The sequence below is a fragment of the Ferrovibrio sp. GW821-FHT12E11 genome (genome assembly GCF_058806975.1).
The window spans coordinates 3,967,895-3,983,704 of the sequence record NZ_JBXAQG010000001.1 but is presented as its reverse complement, the minus strand read 5'-3'; the positions used below and the strand labels follow the sequence as shown (position 1 = coordinate 3,983,704).

The window sequence follows — 15,810 nt, the reverse complement described above, 5'->3', positions numbered from 1 at the left end:
ATGCCGATCGCTAAAGACCGCCGCACCACCATCGTTCTGGCACTCGGCACCGCGCAGACGCTGGCCTGGGGCTCGACCTATTACCTGCCAGCCATTCTCGCCACCCCGATGGCGGAAGCGTTCGGCGTGTCCACCGGCTGGATTTTCGGCGCCTTCTCCGGCGCCATGCTGCTGACGGCTTTCATCGGTCCCACCGTGGGCCACCGCATTGACCGTTTCGGCGGTCGCAACATGCTGACGGTATCGAGTCTTGTCTTTGCCGCAGGACTTGCCCTGCTGGGCGCCGCCCCAAACCTGGCAACCTATGTGTTGGCCTGGCTGATCATCGGCACCGGCATGGGCATGGGCCTCTATGAGGCGGCCTTCGCCTCGCTGACTGCGATCTATGGCAAGGATGCCCGCAGCGCCATCACCGGCATCACCCTGCTGGCGGGTTTCGCCAGCACGGTCTGCTGGCCCATCTCCGCGCTGGTCGATGCCGAATGGGGCTGGCGGACCACCTGCTTCGTCTGGGCCGCAGCCCATCTGCTGATCGGCCTGCCGATCAACCGCTTTCTGATCCCGGTCGAACTTGGCGAACATGCCGCGCCAAAGGCGCAGGCCGCCGCCCCGCCCGAAGATCTGTTCAGCCGGCCGATGCTGCTGCTGGCCTTTGCCTTCGCCGTCACCTGGTTCACCAGCACGGCCATGGCGGCGCATCTGCCGCGCATTCTGGAAAGCGCCGGCGCCAGCAAGACCGTCGCCATTGCCGCGGCCGCGCTGGTCGGCCCGGCACAGGTCGCCGCCCGCCTGCTGGAATACAGCGTGCTGCAGAAGCTGCATCCGCTGCTATCCGCCCGCGTCTCCGCCATCACGCATCCGCTGGGGGCCGCCATGGTGCTGCTGTTCGGCCCGGCCGCCGCTTATCTCTTCACCATCCTGCATGGCGCCGGCAACGGCGTGATGACGATTGCCAAGGGCACGCTGCCGCTGGTGATCTTCGGTGCGGCGGGCTATGGCCGCCGCCAGGGCTGGCTGGTAGCGCCGGCGCGCTTCGGCCAGGCCGCAGCCCCCTTCGTGTTCGCCGTGCTGCTGGAACGTTATGGCGCCTATGTCCTGCTGTTCTCCAGCGGCCTCTGCCTCATGGGCTTCGTCGCCATGATGCTGCTGCGCACGACCGCGTCCTCCGAAACCATCGCCAAAGCCTGAGACCCCACAATGGATACCGGCAAGACCTACAACATCCTCTTCCTCTGCACCGGCAATTCGGCCCGCAGCATCCTCGCCGAAGCGATCATGAACGAGATTGGCGGTGGCCGGTTCAAGGCCTTCAGCGCCGGCAGTTTTCCCAGGGGCGAGGTGCATCCGGTGGCGCTCGACCTGCTGCGGAAAAGCGGTCACGACATCGGCGGCCTGCGCTCGAAATCCTGGGATGAATTCGCCGGGCCGGATGCGCCGCCGATCGATTTCATCTTCACCGTCTGCGACAACGCCGCCAACGAGGTCTGCCCGATCTGGCCCGGCAAGCCGATGACGGCCCATTGGGGCCTGCCCGATCCGGCTGCCGTGCTGGATAACGAAGTGGAGCAGCGGCTGGCCTTCGCCGACACCTATCGCATGCTGACCAACCGCATCCGCGCCTTCGCCAGCCTGCCGATTGCGGCGCTGGACGATCTGACGCTGCAAGGCCGCCTGCGCGACATTGGCAAGGACAGGGCCGCGGCCTCGTGACGACCGCTGCCGCCCCGCCCGCCGCTCCGGCCATCGGTTTCTTCGAGCGTTACCTCACGCTCTGGGTCGCCCTGTGCATTGTCGCCGGCATCGCCGCCGGCCACTGGATGCCCGGTGTTTTCCAGGCGGTTGCCGCCCTGGAAATCGCCCGCGTCAATCTGCCGGTGGCGCTGCTGGTCTGGCTGATGATCGTTCCGATGCTGCTGAAGATCGACTTCGGCGCGCTGGGCGAGGTGAAACAGCACTGGCGTGGCATCGGCGTGACGCTGTTCATCAACTGGGCCGTCAAACCGTTTTCGATGGCGCTGTTGGGCTGGCTATTCGTCGGCTGGCTGTTTCGCCCCTGGCTGCCGGCCGACCAGATCGAGTCCTACATCGCCGGCCTGATCCTGCTGGCGGCGGCGCCCTGCACGGCGATGGTGTTCGTGTGGAGCAACCTGGTCGACGGCGAACCGCATTTCACGCTGAGCCAGGTGGCGCTGAACGACGCCATCATGGTGGTGGCCTTCGCGCCCCTCGTGGGGCTGCTGCTCGGCATGTCCGCCATCGCCATCCCGTGGGAGACGCTGCTGCTGTCGGTCGGACTGTATATCGTGATCCCGGTTGCGGTGGCGCAGTTCTGGCGCCGGGCACTGCTGGCCGCCGGCGGCGATACATTCGCCCGCGTCCAGCGCAGGCTCGGCCCGGTGTCGCTGGTGGCGCTGCTGGCCACGCTGGTCCTGCTGTTCGCCTTCCAGGGCGAACAGATCGTCGCGCATCCGCTGGTCATCGCCCTGCTGGCCGTGCCGATCCTGATCCAGGTCTATTTCAATTCCGGGCTGGCCTACTGGCTCAATCGCCAGTGCGGCGTCGCCCATTGCGTCGCCGGCCCTTCCGCCCTGATCGGCGCCAGCAACTTCTTCGAACTGGCCGTGGCCGCCGCCATCAGCATCTTCGGCCTGCAATCCGGCGCGGCGCTGGCCACCGTGGTCGGCGTGCTGATCGAGGTGCCGGTGATGCTGTCGGTGGTGCATATCGTCAATCGCAGCCGCGGCTGGTACGGCGCGCGCTGACCGGCCGTACCGGACTGTGACGGCCGCCCTGTCCTTTCGCCGCGATCCCGGTCAGGATGACGACTTCATCCGCGATGGAGTCCCGCCATGAACGTCCTGATCTTCGGCGCCACCGGCATGGTCGGCCAGGGCGTGCTGCGCGAATGCCTGGCCGATCCCGGCGTCACCCGGGTGGTGTCGGTCGGCCGCAGCCCGGCGCGCGACACGCCGATGGGCCGGATGCATCCCAAGCTGGAAGACCTGATCCATGGCGACCTTTACGACTACAGCGCCATTGCGGACCGGCTGGCCGGCTTCGATGCCTGCTTCTTCTGTCTCGGCGTCTCGGCCGCCGGCATGACGGAGGCAGCCTATACGCGGGTGACCCATGACCTGACACTGGTGGCAGCGACCACGCTGGCCCGGCTGAACCCGCAGATGGTGTTTACCTATATCACCGGGCGCGGCACCGACAGCTCCGAACAGGGCAGCATCATGTGGGCCCGGGTGAAGGGCCGCACCGAGAATGACCTGCTGCGCCTGCCCTTCCGGGCCGCTTACATGTTCCGTCCCGGCGCCATCGAGCCGCTGCACGGCATCAAGCCGAAAAGCCGGGTCTACCGCGCGGCCTATATCCTGCTGATGCCCTTTATGCCGCTGGTGAAAAAGCTGTGGCCGGAATCGCTCACCACCACCGAACAAGTGGGCAAGGCGATGATCGCGGTGGTGCGGACTGTGCCGGAGAAGCGCGTGCTGGAAGTGCGGGATATCAACGCGCTCTGATTACAGCGTCTTGGTCTGGGAAAACCCGGTCGCGCCGGCGGCCAGCTCGGCCTCTTCCGGCGTCACCGGGGCATCCTGCACCGCCTCGACATGGGCGGCGTCCGGGCCCTGATGCAGCTCCTGCTCCAGGCTGTCGAGATCGGACTTCTCGCCATAGGCCAGCACTTCCACCCTTCCGTCGCGCCGGTTGCGCACCCAGCCGACCAGGTTCAGATGCTTGGCCCGGCCCGAGGTCCAGTAGCGGAATCCCACCCCCTGGACCTGGCCGGAAACGAAATAGCGGCGTGCCATCTTGCTCATGGGGGAAGCTTAACCTGCGGCGGTTGGGGGGAAAAGCAGTGGTATGAACGTAACCATGGCGTCCGGCCGGCCATGGCCTAATATGCCGGACACGGAACGAGTCCGTAGAGAAACGGCAAGACACGAGAGGAATTCCATGCGCTTCACCCGGCTTCTGGCCGCCGGCCTCCTGGCCGCCGCCCTGCCCCTGACCGCCACCCTGACTGCCACCCTGACCGCCACTGGCGCTCTGGCCCAGGCCTATCCCACCAAACCGGTGAAGGTGGTCGTGCCCTTCCCGGCCGGTGGCACCACCGACATCCTGGCCCGCCATGTGGCCGCCAAGCTGGGCGACCGCCTGGGCCAGCAGTTCATCATCGACAACAAGGCCGGCGCCGGCGGCAACATCGGCACCGAATCCGTGGCGAAGGCCGATCCCGATGGCTACACCATCATGATGGGCACCATCGGCACCCATTCGATCAACATCAGCCTGTACAACAAGCTGGGCTACGATCCGGTGAAGGATTTCGCGCCGCTGTCGCTGATCGCCATGGTGGCCAATGTGCTGGTGGTGCATCCGAGCGTGCCGGCCAAAAATGTGCAGGAGTTCATCGCGCTGGCGAAGTCGCAGCCGGGCAAGCTCAACTTCGGCACGCCGGGCAACGGCACGTCGGGCCATCTCTCGGCCGAGCTGTTCAAGACCATGACCGGCACGGACCTGGTGCATGTGCCGTATCGCGGTTCGGGCCCGATGCTGACCGACCTGCTCGGCGGCAATGTGCAGTTCACCTTCGACAACCTGCCCTCGGCCCTGCCGCATATCCGCTCGGGCGCGCTGCGGGCGCTGGGCGTCACCACGCCGAAGCGCTGGCCGTCGACGCCGGATATCCCGACCATCGCCGAACAGGGCCTGCCGGATTACAGCGCCACCGCCTGGTTCGCCATGTATGCCCCGGCCAAGACCCCGGCGCCGATCGTGGCCAAGCTGAATGCCGAGATCGACGCGATCCTGAAGACGCCGGAGATGAAGGCGCAGTTCGACCAGCAGGGCGCCGAGCCCGTGGGCGGTTCGCCGCAGGTGCTGGCCGACCTGATGAAGACCGAGATCGAGAAATGGGCCAAGGCCGTGAAGGCCTCGGGCGCCAAGATCGACTGAGGCTGATCGAAGTCTGAAACCGGAAACGGGGTGCCCGCGAAAGCCGGCGCCCCGTTTTTTTACATCTCCATGCCGGACGGCAGATGCCGGAACGGCAGCAGGGCCAGATCGAGCGCCGCCGGGCCCGGCGTGTCGACATCGACGATGATGGCGGCGCGATCCGCAAAGGCGGCGCGGAAATGGTTCTTGGCCTTGGCGGCGATCAGCCGCGTGATGCGCAGGTCGATGCCATGCAGGGCGAAATAGGCCGGATCGATGCCGGCCTGGCTGCTGCTGGTGACGATGATCCGCACCTTGTTGACGCGCAGCACCGCCGTCGGACCCAGATTCACCGTCATGCCGGTCTCGAACGGGCCTTCGTTGACGAACTGCCCGTCGGTCAGCGTGACAACCTCCGCCGCAGTCTGTACCGGCGCGCCGAAATGCGGCGCAATCCGCCCGCCGAGTTTCACTTCTATCGTTGCGCCGATGCCGGCGGCCGTCGCCGCCTGCACCAGACCGGGATCGCAGAGGAAGGCGAAGACCGCCTCGCCATCCAGCGCGGTCTCCAGCAGCGCGCGCAGCAAGGCCGTGGTGTCGCCGATACCGCCGGACAGCGGGTTGTCGCTCGGCTCCACCACGCAGACCAGACCCGGCGTGGCCAGCGCGGTGGCCAGGCCCTGGGCCGGCGTCGGCAGGCTGGTGCGGAAATCGGCGCGCCGCAGATACAGCGCATCGGCGATGGTATCGGCGGCGTCCTCGGCCTGCTCGGCCGTCTCGGCGTAAGCCAGCACGCAGGCGCCCGCCGTGGGACTGTCGCCCCAGACGAAACCGCCGAACACGCTGATGTCCTTCACGCCGCCGGTGGTGAGCGCCGTCGCCTCGTTCACCGTGTCCGCCATCGGGCCGGCAGCCGTGCGCATGTTGAAGCTGTGCAGCAGCACCGGCAGCTTGTTCACCGCAGCCTGCAGCTTCACACCACCCTGCGCCAGCCGCTCAAGCTCGGCCAGCACGCGGGCCGCCGTCTCCTTCATGTCGATATGCGGATGGGTTTTGTAGCCCGAGGCGAAATCCACCAGCGGCAGCAGCGCCGGCGCAATATTGGCATGCAGGTCGAAGCTGACGCCCAGCGGCGCAGCGCCGATGGCGGCCCGCACGCGACAGATCAGCTTCAGATCGGCCTCGGGCTCCGACACCGCGACCAGCGCGCCATGCAGCGACAGATAGACGGCGTCCCATGCCTGATTTTTCAGGCCATCCAGGATATCGGTGACGATGCGCTCATACAGCGCGTCCTCCACCGGCCCGCCCGGCGGAGCCGAGGCACAGCGCAGCACCGTGACGTCCCAGCCCGGATGCGTGTCGATGAAGGCGGCCACCGCGCCCAGCTCGGTGCCGGTGCCGCGATAGCCCGCGATAGGCTCTGCGCCCTCGAACCATTCGCGGCGTTCGAAATCGGCAGCGACCGTGGGCAGCGGGGTGAAGCTGTTGCCCTCATGCCAGAGGCGAGCGACGGCGAGACGTTTTTTCTGATTCATCATGAACGCAGTTTACCGCTCAGGGCGTGAAGTTGCCGTCGCCGTTATCGGGTTTCGCGGTGCCGTTTGCCGCACCAGCGGGTTTCGCCGCCGCGATGCTGTGCGGCACGATCACGCCGCAGGAGATGATCAGCTTCATCGCCTCGTCCACCGTCATCGACAGGATCTGGATGTCGCGGCGGCGGTAGAAGGTCATGTAGCCGCCGGTCGGGTTCGGCGTGGTCGGCACATAGACGGTGACCAGATCCTCGCCCAGATTGGCGCTGACTTCCGGACCCTGCACATAGTTGGTGACGAAGGCGATGGTCCAGGAGCCGGTCGACGGCCAGGGCACCAGCGCCACCTGCCGGAAGGAATTGCCCGACTGGCTGAACATGGTTTCGAAAATCTGCTTGAGCGCCGAATACACGCCGCGCACCACCGGCATGCGGTTGACCAGCGCCTCGCCGATGCGCAGCAGGGTGCGGCCCATCAGGTTGGTGGCGAGGAAGCCGATCAGCGTCAGCAGCACAAAGGCGGCAATCAGTCCAAGGCCCGGAATGCCGAAGGGCAACTCGTAGGGGATGAAGCGTTCCGGCTGGTAGCCCTGCGGCACCAGGCTGCGCACGTTGCGGTCGATGGCCTCGATGGTGATGAAGACCAGGTAAATGGTCAGGCCGATGGGCGCCGTGACGATGATGCCGGCGAGGAAATAGTTGCGCAGCCGGGTGAACAGGCTGAGCCGCGGCGGTGGCGCAGCGGCCACCACGGTGGGGATGATCGGCGGCAGGTTGTCAGGCGATGGCGTGTTGGTCATCTCAGCTCACGACGTGAAAAACTTGTGCAGCGCCTGATAGGTTTCGTCCGGCGCTTCCTCGGGCAGGAAATGCCCGCTGTTGACCGGATGACCGCTGAGCGGCCCGCTCACCCGGTCGCGCCAGGTGTCCAGCACGTCATAGGCCTTGTCCATCAGGCCCTTCGAGCCCCAGAGGATCAGCGCCGGGCAGGTCACCCGTTTGCCGGCCGCGCGGTCGGCGCGGTCATGCACCAGATCGATGCTGGCCGCCGCACGGTAATCCTCGCAGGAGGCATGGATCGTGTCGGGGTTGGAGAAGCAGCGCAGGTATTCCCGCATGGCTTCCTCATCGAACTTGAAGCTGGCGCCCGACCAGTGACCGGTCTTCTTGCGCAGATAGAATTCCGGATCGGACCCGATCATCTTCTCGGGGAACGGCGCCGGCTGGATCAGCCAGAACCAGTGGTAATAGCCGGTGGCGACCTGCTGGTTCACATTCTCGTACAGATGCAGGGTCGGCACGATGTCGAGCGTCGCCACCTTCTTCACGCGCGGCTGGTGATCCAGCGTCAGGCGATGCGAGACGCGACCGCCGCGGTCATGGCCGGCGAGGAAGAACTGCTCATGGCCGAGCGCTGTCATCACGGCCGCCATGTCGGCGGCCATGGCACGGAAGGAATAGCTGGCATGGTCGGGTTCGGTGGCCGGCTTGGCACTGTCGCCATAGCCGCGCAGGTCGGGGCAGACGACCGTGAATTCTTCCGCCAGCCGGGGCGCGATCCGGTGCCACATGGCGTGGGTCTGCGGGTAGCCGTGCAGCAGCAGCAGCGCCGGCCCCTTGCCGCCGACACGCAGGTTGATCTCCGCGCCCGCACCAGCCACGCGCTTTTGCTCAAATCCCGGGAACAGCACGGCTCACTCCTTTGCCCAGCTCGCACAATCCGGGCAGTCTAGCAGGGGAATCAGGCGCTTGCATGCCCCAGCCGGGCGGCTAGAGTGCTGGCTAACAGATTTTCCGGGAGGCTTGGATTATGCGTTTGGCAGGCAAGGTGGCGATTGTGACCGGCGGCGGCTCGGGCTTCGGCGAGGGCATCGCCAAGCGGTTTGCGCTGGAGGGCGCCGCGGTGGTGATCGGCGACCTCAATCTCGCCGCAGCAGAAAAAGTGGCGGCCGAGATCAACAAGGCCGGGCACAAGGCCCTGCCGGTGGCCGCCGATGTCAGCCAGAACGTACAGATGAAGGATCTGGTGGCCAAGGCGGTGGATACCTTCGGCGGGCTGGACATCATGGTCAACAATGCCGGCATGCCGCAGCGCAACGCGCCGCTGCTGCAGACTGACGAAGCCACGTTCGACAAGATCTTCGCCGTCAACGTCAAGAGCATCTATCTCTCGGCGATGCATGCGGTGCCCGAAATGCGCAAGCGCAAGGCCGGCGCCTTCATCAACATCGCCTCCACTGCCGGCGTGCGGCCCCGCCCCGGCCTGGTGTGGTATAACGGCTCCAAGGGCGCGGTGATCACGCTGACCAAGGCGCTGGCCGTGGAACTGGCGCCCGAGCAGATCCGGGTCAACGCGCTGAACCCGGTGGCGGGCCTGACCCCGATGCTGAAGGAATTCATGGGCGGCACGGAAACCGACGAGATGAAGGCGAAATTCGTCAGCACGATTCCGATCGGGCGTTTTTCCACGCCGCAGGATATCGCCAATGCCGCGCTGTACTTCGCCTCCGACGAGGCGAATTTCATCACCGGTGTCTGCATGGAGGTCGATGGCGGCAGATGTATCTGAAATCCCTGCTCCTGCTCTCCTGCTGCGCGCTGCTGGCCCTGCCGGCGGCCGCCCAGCAGGCTCCGGCACCCGCGCCAGCCCAGCAGCCGGGTGCGCAGACCACGCCGCCGACACCGACGATGACCGATCCGCGCGCGGCGGCCGAGCCGGAAAACCAGCCGATCAAACCGAAGGCTGCGACAAAGCCGGCGGCGAAGAACAGCACACCGCCGCCGCGCAACCAGACCATGGCCTTCACCCTGCCCGACCTGGTGCCGATCGCCGAGATTCCACGTGGCAAGGCGGTGATGATCCAGGGCGTGGTGCTGTCGCCGCAGGCCACCACCTTCGTGCTGAACGACGGCAATTCCAGCCAGGTGATCAACCTGGGTTCGACCTGGCGCGACCTCACCAAGGTGAAGGCCGGCGACCGCGTGCGCGTGATCGGCCAGATGGATCCCTATGGCACGCCGGTCTTCCGCGCCGGCTCCGTCCTGCTGGAAAACAACCGCGTCGTCGTGGTGCCGCCGAACAGCTAGGCGTTCGGGCATAACCCGGGGTTAAGGCCGGCGGTCAAAAAGGCACGCGACAGCGGGAAGCCGGGCGGCAAGGATAGCCTCAGCGACAATCCTGCCCCGGAGTCCTTCCATGAGCGACATCCTGATCCTGCGCGGACGGCATCTGCTGACCGATCCCCGCCTGAAGGCCGGGGGCCTGATCGCCGATGGCGCGGTGGCGATCCAGGACGGCACGGTGCTGGAAACCGGCGTCTTTACCGCACTCTCCGCCAAATATCCGCAGGCCCGCGTGCTGGGCGATGGCACGCAACTGCTGCTGCCCGGCCTGATCGACGCCCATAGCCATGGCCGCGGCCTGTCTCCTATCCAGAAGGGCGTGCGCAACGACTTCCTGGAAAACGCGCTGTTCGACTGGGCCTATATGCCGGTGCTGCCACCGGAACTGACCTCCGGCCTGTGCGCCTGGCGGCATCTGCGCAGCGGCTGCACGACGCTGCATCACAATGGCTTCGACGATGACGGCGCGGAGGGCGCGCGCCGCGCCCGCATCGCCATCCGCACCTATCTCGACAGCGGCATCCGCCTCGCCTTCAGCCCGGGCTTCCGCGACGAGAGCAAGCTGGCGATGGGCGGCACGGAATTCCTGGAGACCCTGCCCGCCGATCTGCGCGGCAAGGCGCAGGCGCTGGTCGCCTTCGACCGCGAAGCGCTGATGGACAGCTATTTCAGCCTGTTCGACGAGCTGCATGCCACCTTCAACAGCAGCGACACCAGCATCCTGCTGGCGCCCTGCTGGGCGCATGGCGCCAGCGAGGAATTCCTCAACCGCGTGCGCGAAGCCAGCGACAGCCATGGCGAGGCCATGATTCACATGCATCTGCTGCAGAGCCCGGTGCAGAAGGAATGGGGCCTGCGCCGCAACAACAAGCCGACCGTGCAGTGGCTGCACGACCTCGGCCTGATGAGCAAACGCACGGCGTTTGGCCATGCCATCTGGGTGACCGAGGAAGATATCGCGCTGATGGGCAAACAAGGCGCGACGGTGACCACGCATCCGAGCTGCAATTTCCATATGCGCAACGGCATCACGCCGGTGATGGCTATGCGGGCCGCCGGCGTCAACATCGCCATGGGCATGGACGACAAGACCATCAACGACGACGAAGACGCGGTGATGGAGCTGCGCATGATGCACAAGGTGCATCGCCTCAGCACCTTCGACCTGAAGTCGCCACCAATGGATGCCTATGAGGCGCTGGAGACCGCCACGGTCAATGCTGCGCAGGCCTGCGGTTTCGACAAGGTCGGTGCACTGCTGCCCGGCTGGAAGGGCGATGCGATCCTGGTCGACATGAAACGGGTGAATGACGATCCCTGGATCGATCCCGTCTTCGATCCGGTGGAGGCCTTCATCGAGCGCGCCATGGGCGTCGACGTGCATACGGTGGTGGTTGGCGGCAAGGTCTGCGTCGAAGATCACGTCGTGACATCCATCGACGTCAAGGCGCTGCATGCCGAAACGCGCGCCTTCTGCGCCAAAGGCCTGACGCCCGAGCATCGCGCCCGCGCCGACCTGCTGTCGCAGATCAAGCCCTATGTGCAGGACTGGTATGCCGGCTGGGAAGACGGCCTGATCGACAAGCCCTTCTACGCGGTCAACAGCCGCATATAGACAGCCGATCGTTCAGAACCCGCGCGCGCCGCGCTTGCCCTTCGGGCAGGTCTTGTAGGTGTTTTTCACCTGGCCGAGTTCGGTACTGCGCACATGGCGCATATAGTCGTCCCACGTCTGCAGTTTTTCCACCAGCTCGCCCAGCACCGTGCATTCCTCCGGCGCGAAATCGGCGATCTGGCGCGAGGCGACAACAGCATTGTTGGCGCGCTGCTCGGCGTAGGGATCGCCGGGCCAGTTGCGCTTGTAGGCTTCCGCGCGCGTGGTCACGGCATCGCGGAACTGCTGGGCATTCTCTTCGTCGAATTTGCCCCAGATCGGCAGGATGGTGCCATCCAGACCGCGACGGGCGCAGGCGCGGGCGAAATCGCGGATCACCATGCCGCCGCGCACGACGGCTTCGGCTTCCAGTTCGGCGACATTGAAACAGATATCGGGACGCTTGGGCCGGCGGCCCGGCCCCAGCCCGTCCTGCGCGAGGGCCGGCAGCGCCACGGCCGCCAGTATCACGCCCGCAACGATGCGGCGCAGCGGCTTAGCGTTTATGGGCAACGGCGGCGACAAAGGTGGCCGCGGCATCGGCGGCCATATCCGCCTGCGAGGCGGCCACGTTGGGGGTCTGCTCCAGCGCCTGGCGCACGGCCTGAGCCTCCTGCGGCGGCAGGCGCTTCAGGATTTCGATCGTCCGCTCATTCCCTGCAACGCGCAGGAAAGCCACCAGCTTGTCCCGGCTCATGCCTTGCTACTCCAAACCAACCCCGAGGGGCATTCTACCGCAGTTCCGCGGCAATACCATAGAATCGCTATAACAGCCCGCCGTTAAGGCGGCGTTAGCGGCCTAGCCCTTGGGCTTGGGCGCCGCCTTCACCATGGCCAGATAGATCGGCATGACGACGTTGGTGAACTTGTTCTGGCCGTATTGCAGCTCGTCCATCGCCGCCTTGACCATCTGGACGGTCGGGTAATACGGCACGATCACATAGCCATGCTTGCGCAGCGCGGCGACCACCGCATTGGCCTGCTTGGTGTAATTCTCGAAGAAGTAGCTGTTGTCGGCGTCCTTGATCGCGTCGGAGATCACTTCCACCGCGGCAATCGGCTTGATGGCCTGCGGCCGCCAGTTATAGCCCTCCGGCGGGCCATTGGGATTGTTGCGATCGTCCGAAGAGGCCATGACGCGAGGCGATCAGCCGGCCGGCCGGCGGGTGCCCGTGGGCCACTGGCGCGCGGTTTCCTTCAATTCGGGATTCTGCACGCTCGGGACGCGCTTGGCATCCAGTTCGCGCACTGCATGGGCGACACGATGCTCCACCGCCATCTCGGACGGCTGGCGCAGGCGCATTTTCACATAGGCCTCGCGGAAGGCTTCGGCCACGCGGCGTTCCAGCACGCTGCCCGGGCCGGTGATGCGGCGACGGATGATGATGCCCAGCGCGTCGATGTTGAGGCCGATGATCGCATGCAGGCGCGGCGTCGGCTGCGACAGGCCGGCGCATAGATTTTTCAGGCTGTCGGCATAGAGCGTGACCAGCGGATAATTGAACAGGCCGCCCTGGCCTTTCAGCTCCAGCGCCAGATCGTGGATCCACTCGTAATAGCGCGCGCGACTGATGGAATTGAATGCGGCCGAGCCCCAGGCCTCTTTCAGGGTCTGCAGGGTATCGACAGCGCTGGTTTCAAAATCGGCCTGGTTTTCCACGATGATCTTCTCGATCTGACCCCGCAATTCGGCACTCAGGCGCACCTCTTGGCCGCGCTTGAAATTTACCGCCTTGCGTTTCAGGTCGCCCCGGTTGGCGATCAGCCGTCCGGCGGCGTATGGATCGAACATCGCTGCCCTCGTTCATACCGTCACGGTTTTTGCCATGACTTAGCCGAATCGGCCGGCCCGCCACGAAATCATCGTGGCAGTTGAACCGGTTAGCAACAGGGAAAGCGCAGCCTCGGCGGGCTGGCGCGGCGCATCATGCGTCGCGCTGAATCACCCGCAGGCGGTGATTGCAGATATCGATCTTGTCAGCCATGCGGGCGCGCCAGATCTGGTCGGCTTCCTTCTCGGTCTGGAACGGGCCGTAGCGCTCCTCGGTTCCGCCGATCGGTGCCGGATCCGCCAAGTCCTTGAAAATGCCGCCTTCAACGTAAAACTGGGTCATGATCCTCATCCTCCGGTTCGCCCGGATCAGGGCCGCTATTATCCCGCAACTGCGAAGGGATGTGTAGCCCCTTAAAGGTTGTAAGTTGGTAACCGACGCTACGTTTTCAACGGGAAACGCGCGTCCAGGGCGGCGGCAACCTGCCCCACCGGCCCGGACCAGCCTTCGGTGCCGGCGCTCTGCCGGAAGCAGCGGACGCCCGGATAGAACGGGCTGTCGGCGCGGTCGAGCTGCCAGTACCAGAGCAGGCCGAGACCCGGCGCCGGCAGCAGCAGCCAGGTGGGCAGGCCGAGTGCGCCGGCCAGATGGGCGGCCGTGTTGCTGGCGGTGATCACCAGGTCGAGGCCGGCATACTGACCGGCGGCGGCCTCCAGATCGGTCAGCGGATCGACCTGCGGGTCGCGCCAGAGCGTCAGGCCGGCGGCGGCCACGGCCGCCCGTTCGTCCCCGGTATCGCCATATTGCAGATCGACCCAGAACAGGTCCTGCCGGCGCAGCAGCGGCGCGAGATCGGACAGGGCCAGCGATTTCTCCGCCCCGTATTGGGTGTTGCGGCTGCGCCATGACAGGCCGATGCAGGGCCGGCCGGCGGACACGGCGGCAAGACGCTGCCGGGACACAGCGACAGCGGCAGGATCGGCCTGGAGGAAACCGGCAAGCATTGCAGCAGATTACGGGGCAGACCATGCTGGCGCCAGCATGACGACTCCCGCCACCGCGAGCCTGATCCAGGCCGGCCTCGCCAGCCTGCAGACCGGCGACCTTGACGGCGCCCTGCAGCGCTTTGCCCGGGCGCGTGTCGAAGACCCCGCCAATATCGGCCTGCTGCGCATTGCTGCCGCGCTGTATCACCGCGCCGGACGCTGGGCCGAAAGCTGGTCGGCAGCCGAAACCGGCCTTGCCCTGCTGCCCGATGATGCCGGCTTCACCGATACGCGGCTGGCCGCCATGGCTGATGCCGGATTTGCCGCCGCCGCGCTGACGCTGGCGCGCCATCACGCAGCAGCCCTGCCGCAGGATGCGCAGGCGCAGGCGCGGCTGGCCGACCTGCTGCTGAAATGCGGCGCGACTGTCGCCGCGCTGGCGGCAGCGAAAGCCGCGTTGGCGCTGGCGCCCGATCATCCCCAGGCCCTGCTCGCCGGCGCCGAGGCGGCTTTCCGGAGCGGCGATGTCACGGCGGCGCGCGGCTGGCTGGATCATGCCGTGACGCTGGAGCCGGAGAACCGCAGCATCCGCATGGCACGCGCCACCATGCTGCTCAGCCTGGGCCACTGGGATCCAGGGCTGCAGGATTATGAATACCGCCTGCAGCCTGGCGGTGCAGACACCGTGCAGCGCGTCGGCCTGACCCTGCCGCGCTGGCAGCAGCAGGACCTGCGCAACGGCGGCCTGCTGGTGATCGCCGAACAGGGGGTGGGCGACCAGATGCGGTTCCTGCGCGACATCCTGGCGGTGCAGCCGTTCTGCCAGCGGCTGATCGTCGAATGCGCCGCCCGGCTGGTGCCGCTGTTCCGCCGCAGCCTGCCGGCCGACGTCATCGTGCAGGCCGCCGACGAATCGCGCAGCGGCGCGGTCCACCGCTTTGGTTATGGCTGGCTCGGCGGCGATATGGCGGCGGTGGACGCCTATATCGAGATGGGCAGCCTGATGCTGCGCCTGTTCGAACGTGGCATCGCCCCGGATCGGCCCCTATGAGCCTGTTTTTTCACAATATCCAGTTGGTTGACGGGGGCCGCTGCGCGACCTATGGTCGCCGCGATTTTCAGGGGCTGCGGCCCGGAAAATGACCTCTGTGAGCCCGTAGCTCAGCTGGTAGAGCAAGCGACTTTTAATCGAGAGGTCCCGGGTTCGAATCCCGGCGGGCTCACCACTTCCCTTGATCCAGATGCGAAACTAAATCCCCGGCCAGTTGTTCCCGGTATATGATCCCGCCAAAAGCGGAGAAATTCCCTGAACCGGCAGATTGTCGATACCAGGCTCCGGCTGGATCCGGACCTGAATTTTGTCCGTTCCGAGCTGACCCATCTGGTGATGCTGTGGCAGCAGCAACGCGCCGGGCGCGCCCTGCCCGACCGCAATGACTTCTCACCTTTTGTGCTGCGCCCGTATCTGCCGCGCGTGCTGATCTACGAGGTGGTGGGCATGCCGCCCGAACGCCGCTTCCGCATCCGCCTCTACGGCACGCTGGTCAGCCAGCAGTCCGGCCGCAACCCGACAGGCAAATTCGTTGACGAGGTGATGGATGCCGCGGCCTATGCCGATTTCAATCGCGGCCTCTCCTGGGCCACCGACGAGCAGAAACCGCTGCGGGCCAGCGGCACCTATTACTTCATCGACCGCAGCTTCGTGCATTTCGAATCTGTTACCCTGCCGGTGACGGTGGGCGGTCACGGCACGGCCGCGCAACTGATCAATATCAGCTATTACGGCGACGAGGACTGAGC

Annotated in this window: 20 protein-coding genes and 1 tRNA gene; 11 read left to right on the top strand and 10 right to left on the bottom strand. The window is 66.0% G+C overall.

Annotated features, from left to right (window positions below; all coding sequences use genetic code 11):
- The 4 genes from AC1ROT_RS19845 to AC1ROT_RS19830 all read left to right on the top strand — a co-directional run bounded on the left by AC1ROT_RS19845 (window position 1) and on the right by AC1ROT_RS19830 (window position 3,524).
- A complete protein-coding gene (locus AC1ROT_RS19845) occupies window positions 1-1,188 on the top strand; it encodes an MFS transporter (protein ID WP_493001083.1) in 1,188 nt (395 codons plus the stop codon).
- A 9-nt stretch (window positions 1,189-1,197) separates the two neighbouring features.
- Window positions 1,198-1,710, top strand: coding sequence for an arsenate reductase ArsC (locus tag AC1ROT_RS19840; protein WP_493001081.1), 513 nt, complete (start codon window positions 1,198-1,200; stop codon window positions 1,708-1,710).
- Between the two features lie 32 nt (window positions 1,711-1,742).
- Entirely contained in the window at window positions 1,743-2,762 is a 1,020-nt protein-coding gene (arsB, locus tag AC1ROT_RS19835; RefSeq protein ID WP_493001184.1) for an ACR3 family arsenite efflux transporter, read from the top strand.
- Window positions 2,763-2,849: 87 nt separating this feature from the next.
- Window positions 2,850-3,524 carry an NAD(P)H-binding protein gene (locus tag AC1ROT_RS19830; RefSeq protein ID WP_493001079.1) on the top strand — a complete coding sequence of 225 codons (675 nt, stop codon included), beginning with the start codon at window positions 2,850-2,852 and terminating at the stop codon, window positions 3,522-3,524.
- Here AC1ROT_RS19830 and AC1ROT_RS19825 read toward each other — a convergent pair whose 3' ends face one another.
- On the bottom strand, window positions 3,525-3,824 hold the full coding sequence (locus AC1ROT_RS19825) for an acylphosphatase (RefSeq protein ID WP_492970811.1): 300 nt from the start codon (window positions 3,822-3,824) through the stop codon (window positions 3,525-3,527).
- A gap of 136 nt (window positions 3,825-3,960) precedes the next feature.
- Between AC1ROT_RS19825 and AC1ROT_RS19820 the strand changes: the two genes are divergently transcribed.
- Window positions 3,961-4,962, top strand: a complete 1,002-nt coding sequence (locus tag AC1ROT_RS19820) for a Bug family tripartite tricarboxylate transporter substrate binding protein (RefSeq protein WP_492970812.1) — start codon at window positions 3,961-3,963, stop codon at window positions 4,960-4,962.
- A 59-nt stretch (window positions 4,963-5,021) separates the two neighbouring features.
- On the opposite strand, the gene AC1ROT_RS19815 is transcribed toward AC1ROT_RS19820, so the two are convergent.
- The 3 genes from AC1ROT_RS19815 to AC1ROT_RS19805 are packed head-to-tail and all read right to left on the bottom strand — an operon-like array spanning window position 5,022 to window position 8,166.
- Window positions 5,022-6,482, bottom strand: coding sequence for a M81 family metallopeptidase (locus AC1ROT_RS19815; protein ID WP_493001077.1), 1,461 nt, complete (start codon window positions 6,480-6,482; stop codon window positions 5,022-5,024).
- A gap of 16 nt (window positions 6,483-6,498) precedes the next feature.
- Window positions 6,499-7,275, bottom strand: coding sequence for a DUF502 domain-containing protein (locus tag AC1ROT_RS19810; RefSeq protein WP_492970814.1), 777 nt, complete (start codon window positions 7,273-7,275; stop codon window positions 6,499-6,501).
- Window positions 7,276-7,281: 6 nt separating this feature from the next.
- Window positions 7,282-8,166 carry an alpha/beta fold hydrolase gene (locus AC1ROT_RS19805; RefSeq protein ID WP_493001075.1) on the bottom strand — a complete coding sequence of 295 codons (885 nt, stop codon included), beginning with the start codon at window positions 8,164-8,166 and terminating at the stop codon, window positions 7,282-7,284.
- A gap of 119 nt (window positions 8,167-8,285) precedes the next feature.
- On the opposite strand from AC1ROT_RS19805, the gene AC1ROT_RS19800 reads away from it, so the two are divergent.
- From AC1ROT_RS19800 to AC1ROT_RS19790, 3 genes are all read left to right on the top strand, one after another.
- Window positions 8,286-9,044, top strand: a complete 759-nt coding sequence (locus AC1ROT_RS19800; protein ID WP_492970816.1) for an SDR family oxidoreductase — start codon at window positions 8,286-8,288, stop codon at window positions 9,042-9,044.
- Window positions 9,035-9,562: a hypothetical protein gene (locus AC1ROT_RS19795; protein WP_493001073.1), complete on the top strand. Its 528-nt coding sequence runs from the start codon at window positions 9,035-9,037 to the stop codon at window positions 9,560-9,562. The genes AC1ROT_RS19800 and AC1ROT_RS19795 overlap by 10 nt, the downstream gene beginning before the upstream one ends.
- Before the next feature lie 109 nt (window positions 9,563-9,671).
- A complete protein-coding gene (locus AC1ROT_RS19790; protein ID WP_493001071.1) occupies window positions 9,672-11,213 on the top strand; it encodes an amidohydrolase family protein in 1,542 nt (513 codons plus the stop codon).
- A 12-nt stretch (window positions 11,214-11,225) separates the two neighbouring features.
- On the opposite strand, the gene AC1ROT_RS19785 is transcribed toward AC1ROT_RS19790, so the two are convergent.
- The 6 genes from AC1ROT_RS19785 to AC1ROT_RS19760 form a co-directional block, all read right to left on the bottom strand.
- Entirely contained in the window at window positions 11,226-11,708 is a 483-nt protein-coding gene (locus AC1ROT_RS19785) for a hypothetical protein (protein ID WP_493001069.1), read from the bottom strand.
- 40 nt (window positions 11,709-11,748) lie between these two features.
- Entirely contained in the window at window positions 11,749-11,949 is a 201-nt protein-coding gene (locus tag AC1ROT_RS19780; RefSeq protein WP_492970822.1) for a magnesium and cobalt transport protein CorA, read from the bottom strand.
- 102 nt (window positions 11,950-12,051) lie between these two features.
- Window positions 12,052-12,387 carry a hypothetical protein gene (locus AC1ROT_RS19775; RefSeq protein WP_492970823.1) on the bottom strand — a complete coding sequence of 112 codons (336 nt, stop codon included), beginning with the start codon at window positions 12,385-12,387 and terminating at the stop codon, window positions 12,052-12,054.
- Between the two features lie 12 nt (window positions 12,388-12,399).
- On the bottom strand, window positions 12,400-13,044 hold the full coding sequence (locus AC1ROT_RS19770; protein ID WP_492970824.1) for a hypothetical protein: 645 nt from the start codon (window positions 13,042-13,044) through the stop codon (window positions 12,400-12,402).
- Window positions 13,045-13,177: 133 nt separating this feature from the next.
- Window positions 13,178-13,366 carry a DUF4170 domain-containing protein gene (locus AC1ROT_RS19765; protein ID WP_492970825.1) on the bottom strand — a complete coding sequence of 63 codons (189 nt, stop codon included), beginning with the start codon at window positions 13,364-13,366 and terminating at the stop codon, window positions 13,178-13,180.
- A gap of 98 nt (window positions 13,367-13,464) precedes the next feature.
- Entirely contained in the window at window positions 13,465-14,028 is a 564-nt protein-coding gene (locus tag AC1ROT_RS19760; RefSeq protein WP_493001067.1) for a hypothetical protein, read from the bottom strand.
- 37 nt (window positions 14,029-14,065) lie between these two features.
- Between AC1ROT_RS19760 and AC1ROT_RS19755 the strand changes: the two genes are divergently transcribed.
- From AC1ROT_RS19755 to AC1ROT_RS19745, 3 genes are all read left to right on the top strand, one after another.
- Complete coding sequence (locus AC1ROT_RS19755; protein ID WP_493001065.1) at window positions 14,066-15,061, top strand: hypothetical protein; 996 nt, start codon at window positions 14,066-14,068, stop codon at window positions 15,059-15,061.
- Window positions 15,062-15,160: 99 nt separating this feature from the next.
- A tRNA-Lys gene (locus AC1ROT_RS19750) sits at window positions 15,161-15,236 on the top strand.
- A gap of 161 nt (window positions 15,237-15,397) precedes the next feature.
- Window positions 15,398-15,808 (top strand): PAS domain-containing protein, encoded by a 411-nt coding sequence (locus AC1ROT_RS19745; RefSeq protein ID WP_493001063.1) that lies wholly within the window; start codon window positions 15,398-15,400, stop codon window positions 15,806-15,808.
- Window positions 15,809-15,810 lie beyond the last annotated feature (2 nt).

Bases quoted from the DNA above. Each gene is read 5' to 3' on its own strand.
- AC1ROT_RS19845 (WP_493001083.1), top strand. From the start codon at position 1: ATGCCGATCGCTAAAGACCGCCGCACCACCATCGTTCTGGCACTCGGC.
- AC1ROT_RS19840 (WP_493001081.1), top strand. From the start codon at position 1,198: ATGGATACCGGCAAGACCTACAACATCCTCTTCCTCTGCACCGGCAAT.
- AC1ROT_RS19830 (WP_493001079.1), top strand. From the start codon at position 2,850: ATGAACGTCCTGATCTTCGGCGCCACCGGCATGGTCGGCCAGGGCGTG.
- AC1ROT_RS19825 (WP_492970811.1), bottom strand. From the start codon at position 3,824: ATGAGCAAGATGGCACGCCGCTATTTCGTTTCCGGCCAGGTCCAGGGG.
- AC1ROT_RS19820 (WP_492970812.1), top strand. From the start codon at position 3,961: ATGCGCTTCACCCGGCTTCTGGCCGCCGGCCTCCTGGCCGCCGCCCTG.
- AC1ROT_RS19815 (WP_493001077.1), bottom strand. From the start codon at position 6,482: ATGATGAATCAGAAAAAACGTCTCGCCGTCGCTCGCCTCTGGCATGAG.
- AC1ROT_RS19810 (WP_492970814.1), bottom strand. From the start codon at position 7,275: ATGACCAACACGCCATCGCCTGACAACCTGCCGCCGATCATCCCCACC.
- AC1ROT_RS19800 (WP_492970816.1), top strand. From the start codon at position 8,286: ATGCGTTTGGCAGGCAAGGTGGCGATTGTGACCGGCGGCGGCTCGGGC.
- AC1ROT_RS19795 (WP_493001073.1), top strand. From the start codon at position 9,035: ATGTATCTGAAATCCCTGCTCCTGCTCTCCTGCTGCGCGCTGCTGGCC.
- AC1ROT_RS19790 (WP_493001071.1), top strand. From the start codon at position 9,672: ATGAGCGACATCCTGATCCTGCGCGGACGGCATCTGCTGACCGATCCC.
- AC1ROT_RS19780 (WP_492970822.1), bottom strand. From the start codon at position 11,949: ATGAGCCGGGACAAGCTGGTGGCTTTCCTGCGCGTTGCAGGGAATGAG.
- AC1ROT_RS19775 (WP_492970823.1), bottom strand. From the start codon at position 12,387: ATGGCCTCTTCGGACGATCGCAACAATCCCAATGGCCCGCCGGAGGGC.
- AC1ROT_RS19770 (WP_492970824.1), bottom strand. From the start codon at position 13,044: ATGTTCGATCCATACGCCGCCGGACGGCTGATCGCCAACCGGGGCGAC.
- AC1ROT_RS19765 (WP_492970825.1), bottom strand. From the start codon at position 13,366: ATGACCCAGTTTTACGTTGAAGGCGGCATTTTCAAGGACTTGGCGGAT.
- AC1ROT_RS19760 (WP_493001067.1), bottom strand. From the start codon at position 14,028: ATGCTTGCCGGTTTCCTCCAGGCCGATCCTGCCGCTGTCGCTGTGTCC.
- AC1ROT_RS19755 (WP_493001065.1), top strand. From the start codon at position 14,066: ATGACGACTCCCGCCACCGCGAGCCTGATCCAGGCCGGCCTCGCCAGC.
- AC1ROT_RS19745 (WP_493001063.1), top strand. From the start codon at position 15,398: ATGCTGTGGCAGCAGCAACGCGCCGGGCGCGCCCTGCCCGACCGCAAT.